The sequence below is a fragment of the Bacillus sp. AY18-3 genome, from assembly GCF_008042305.1.
In the GTDB taxonomy this organism is placed as follows: domain Bacteria; phylum Bacillota; class Bacilli; order Bacillales; family Bacillaceae_G; genus Bacillus_A; species Bacillus_A wiedmannii.
In genome coordinates this window covers 1-4,714 of sequence record NZ_QKQR01000051.1, presented here as the reverse complement: position 1 = coordinate 4,714, position 4,714 = coordinate 1, and the positions used below count along the sequence as shown (strand labels likewise).

The window sequence follows — 4,714 nt, the reverse complement described above, 5'->3', positions numbered from 1 at the left end:
GGGGTACAGCCGAGATACGTGTAAAAATAGGTCATAGACTTACTTTTATTCCCAATTAGTTTTGGAATCGGATTTTTTCTTTTTTGGCTTTGTTAAATTATATTGTTGATAATTGAGATATAAAAATGACTTATCAATAGATAAGTCATTTTTTAATTGCCAGTTCGGCTATTTATTATTCTCAGGGACCTTTTGGCTTCATTTCTTATAATCGGCTGATCATCATTTTTTTCGATGTCCAAAAGAGTGTGAATAACATTGATATCGTTAAAACTTTCAAAAGCTCTAACCAATTTCCATCGAGTAATATCATCTTTGAAATTGGCCTTTAAACATAGTAAAAGTGCATCGATAATTTGATGGTTTGAATGTAGTTTTTGGTAAAAACACATAAAGCCTATTGCATCAATGACTTCTCTAATTGCAAGAATATTATCTGTTTTTAGTACATCCAATAAAATTGGTAGAATCTCTTTTTTCATATGAGCTAGAGTTCTAGCGATAATATCCCTCGGCAAAGGATAACTTTTCTTATTGAAACCATTAGTAGGTAATACTTTATGTTGATTATTGCCTATCTGCCCTAAATATTCGACCATCATCTTAGCAGACTGAACATTACCTTTTGAAAGTGCGTCACATAATTCAATTTTTGTATAAAGTTTGTTTTCTTGTGTAAGAGTTTGAAGAAACAAACGAATCAAATTATCATTTAAATCCTTTTTCTCTGATAGTAATTTTATAGCGATAGTTCTTTTATATGCTTCTTTTGATTTAATCATTTCTAATAATTCAAGATTTGAGTGAGTATTATAATGTTGTAAATCTTCAAGTGTAATTTTCCCGCGGCTTTTTAATTGAGAATCCGAACTTTTCATTTATACCTCCATATAACTGTCTGAATTAGATATGGCGTTCTTTATTCTATATACAGTTTGCCTAGTTATACCGTTTTCTTTTGCAATATGAGAAATGGCTTCGCCATCATTTAACATTTCAACTACTCGATTGTATACTAATCTTTTTTGAGGGTCCTTTGCTGTTGGAGAATAGATAGTAGGTCTTCCTTTATAGACACCTTTCTGTTTGGCTATCGAAATTCCTTGTGCCTGTCTCCTTTTCGTTTCTGTTCGTTCCTGTTCCGCAATCATAGCCAAGATTTGAATAATTAAATCCTTGATGAATTTATCTAACAAAGAATTTCCAATTGCTTCTGCCATAATAGGTAGGCTAGTAATAATTAACTTTACTTCCTTTCTCTTTAGATAATTAACAGTCTCAATAATTTCATCATAATTACGTCCGAGTCTGTCGATAGCTTCTACCATAAATGTATCTCCACTTCGAACAAATTGTAGCGCCTCTTGAAATGCCTCTCTATTATGAACAGATGCACCAGATTTTTGTTCCGTAAATATTTTTTTCGCTCCAAATTCTTTTAATGTTTGTATTTGTCTATTTAAATTTTGATCTAAAGTTGAAACTCTAGCATAAGCAATTTTCATTTTTAAAAATCCACCTCATTTTCTAACCTATTATCATACACCCTAATCATACAATCGAAAGCGAGTGTTTTCAATAACCGACCGATGGATGATTAGGGTCTACCCATAATAGACAAAGCCGGACTCTTTATCGTAAGATGAAAGAGTCCGCAACCACCTTTGGTGTAATTCTAACTAGGAGGAATGAGATTGACTTCAGTTGAACGTACAGCATATCCCAGGTTTAAACAAAACTTAACTAAGAAAGAACTTGCAGCAATTTATACGATTACACATGAAGAAAATATATTTGCACATCGTGTAGCACGTGGAGAGAGTTCAGTTTTTATTTGTTTAGTCATGTTAAAGTCTTTTCAACGATTAGGCTACTTTCCACGTCCTAAGGATATTCCACCGATGGTGCTTCAACATATTCGATCATGTCTTAATATATCTGATGAAATAGAACTTAAATTCAATCCAAAAGTGATGTATCGACATCAAAAAGAAATTCGTCAATATTTACAGGTATATGCATTTGGAAAAGATGCTTTGCATGTAGCTACAAAGGCTATCTATCATGCTTCTCATGTGATGGATCATCCTCCGGATTTAATTAATGTTGCAATTGAAGAATTAATTAAAGAACGCTATGAATTGCCAGCATTCAGTACTTTAGATAGACTTTCTCGTCGTGTACGAACACTGGTTAACAACCAATTGTGTCACACAGTTATGACTCGGTTGTCAAAACAAGAAAAACATAAACTTGAAGAATTACTTTATACTTCGCAAGAAACCAAGCATTCTGGTTTTAATTATTTTAAAGAACTTCCTAAAAGCCCCTCAATTTCTCATATGAAAGAGCTACAAAATAAATTAGATTTTATTACATCATTTATGTCGAACATCGAGGAACTATTAAAAGAGATTCCAAATTCTAAAATTAAACACTTTGCATCAGAAGCACTAGCTTTAGATGCATCGGAAATAAAAGACTTTCATATGGCTAAAAGGTATATGTTGTTATTGTCTGTTATTTATCGTTCACAAATTGTAACAAGAGATAATTTAATAGATATGTTTTTAAAAAGGATTGCTAGGATACATAAAAGAGGAAAAGAAGAATTAGCTCTTTTACGAGAACAGCAACGTTCTATAAGTGAAAACCTTATTTCTATATTGAGTGAAGTTTTACATACAACTCATACGCATGATGATACGAACATGATAGGAAGTAAAATAACGGAGTTATTTGAAGAAAAAGGCGGTATCGATTCTTTGCAACAAGATTGCTTAGCCATTTCGGCGTATAACAGGAATAATTATCTTCCTTTATTAGAAAAGTTCTATAACAGTCACAGAAAGACTCTATTTCGATTGATTTCATTATTAGAATTGGATTCAACGACTCAGGATGATTCTCTTATAAAAGCTTTACAATTTTTGTTGCTAAATGAAAATCGGAGAGTAGAACAGCTTCCTACTAATCTTGATTTATCATTCGCAAACGAGCAATGGAGACAAACTCTTCGAGTTGGAAAAGACTCTAATTTATTGTATCGTAAACGTCTGGAACTTTGTATATTTTCCTATTTGGCTTCCGAATTAAAGACAGGTGACGTAAGTGTACAAGGTTCTGAAAAATACGCTGATTATAGGAAACAGTTATTACCTTGGGAAGAATGCGAACCGATAGTTAAGGAGTATTGCGAAGAACTTAATTTCCCTTCATCTCCTACTAATTTTGTTAAACAACTAAAACACAAATTAACTTCTGTTGCCAATACGGTAGATTTAAATTATCCAAATAACGGACAAGTGATTATAACAGAAGATGGCGAACCTATTTTAAAACGATTAGCACGAAGAAATGTATCTACAAGTAGTAAATTATTAGAAAAAGAAATTATACAACGTTTACCAGAGCGAACCGTATTAGATATACTTTGTAATGTAGAACATTGGACTCATTGGACAAGACATTTTGGTCCTTTATCCGGATCTGATCCTAAATTAGAAAATCCTACGGAACGTTATATTGTTACTACATTCGGATATGGATGTAATTTAGGACCAACGCAAACAGCCAAACATATGCGTAATACGATGACGGCTCACATGCTTTCTTTTGTGAATCGTAGACATATTCATATTCCGAAATTAAATACGGCACTTCAGGATGTTTTAAATCAATATAATACATTTAGTCTACCAAAACTATGGGGAACGGGAAAAGTAGCTTCAGCTGATGGAACGAAACATGATATGTATATAGAAAATTTAGTATCAGAATACCACATCCGTTATGGCGGATATGGAGGACTTGCCTATCATCATGTTGCGGATAATTATATCGCCCTTTTTAGTCATTTTATCCCCTGTGGTGTTTGGGAAGCGGTATATATTATTGATGGGCTATTAAAAAATAAATCTGATATTCAACCCGATACTCTTCATGCGGATACACAAGGACAATCGACACCTGTATTTGCCTTATCCTATCTATTAGGAATTCATCTTATGCCTAGAATTCGCAATTGGAAAGATTTAAAATTTTTCCGTCCAGATAAGCATACAAACTACAAACATATAGACCCTTTATTTAAAGATGTAATTGATTGGAGAGTGATTGAAACACATTGGAAAGACTTATTCCAAGTGGTTGTTTCAATTAAAAAGGGAAAAATTTTACCTTCGACGCTTCTTAGAAAATTAAGTAGTAACAGTAAGAAAAATCGATTATATCAAGCATTTCGAGAGCTTGGAAGAGTGATTCGAACAATCTTTCTTCTTCAATATATTTCAGATATGAAATTACGTGAACAAATTACAGCTAGTACGAATAAAGTAGAAGCCTATAATGGTTTTTCAAAATGGTTGTTTTTTGGTGGCGATGGTATTATTACGGAAAACGATCCAATTGAACAGGAAAAACGTATTAAATACAACGATTTAATCACCAATTCCGTAATTTTTCAAAATGTAGTGGATATCACTATGATTTTATGGCAACTAAAAAAAGAAGGTTATCGCTTTGCACGCCAAGATTTAGAAACGCTAAGTCCTTATATGACTAGACATATAAAACGCTTTGGGGATTATGTAATTGATTTAAAGAAAGTTCCTCAACCAATAGAAGAAACGATCCCTATATAAGCTCAATAGGTCATAGTTGGAAATGAAAGTAAGCCTATGACCTATTTTTACACGTATCTCGGCTGTACCCC

General features: G+C 32.8%; 3 protein-coding genes. 1 reads left to right on the top strand and 2 read right to left on the bottom strand.

The window, feature by feature from the left end; translation table 11 throughout:
* Nucleotides 1-152: 152 nt before the first annotated feature.
* Nucleotides 153-878: a HEAT repeat domain-containing protein gene (locus DM800_RS28385; RefSeq protein ID WP_098214526.1), complete on the bottom strand. Its 726-nt coding sequence runs from the start codon at nucleotides 876-878 to the stop codon at nucleotides 153-155.
* A complete protein-coding gene (locus DM800_RS28380; protein ID WP_098386518.1) occupies nucleotides 879-1,505 on the bottom strand; it encodes a recombinase family protein in 627 nt (208 codons plus the stop codon).
* A gap of 189 nt (nucleotides 1,506-1,694) precedes the next feature.
* On the opposite strand from DM800_RS28380, the gene DM800_RS28375 reads away from it, so the two are divergent.
* On the top strand, nucleotides 1,695-4,643 hold the full coding sequence (locus DM800_RS28375; protein WP_147788159.1) for a Tn3 family transposase: 2,949 nt from the start codon (nucleotides 1,695-1,697) through the stop codon (nucleotides 4,641-4,643).
* Nucleotides 4,644-4,714 lie beyond the last annotated feature (71 nt).

Excerpts from the sequence above, each read along its gene's own strand:
- DM800_RS28385 (WP_098214526.1), bottom strand. The coding sequence starts at position 878 with ATGAAAAGTTCGGATTCTCAATTAAAAAGCCGCGGGAAAATTACACTT.
- DM800_RS28380 (WP_098386518.1), bottom strand. The coding sequence starts at position 1,505 with ATGAAAATTGCTTATGCTAGAGTTTCAACTTTAGATCAAAATTTAAAT.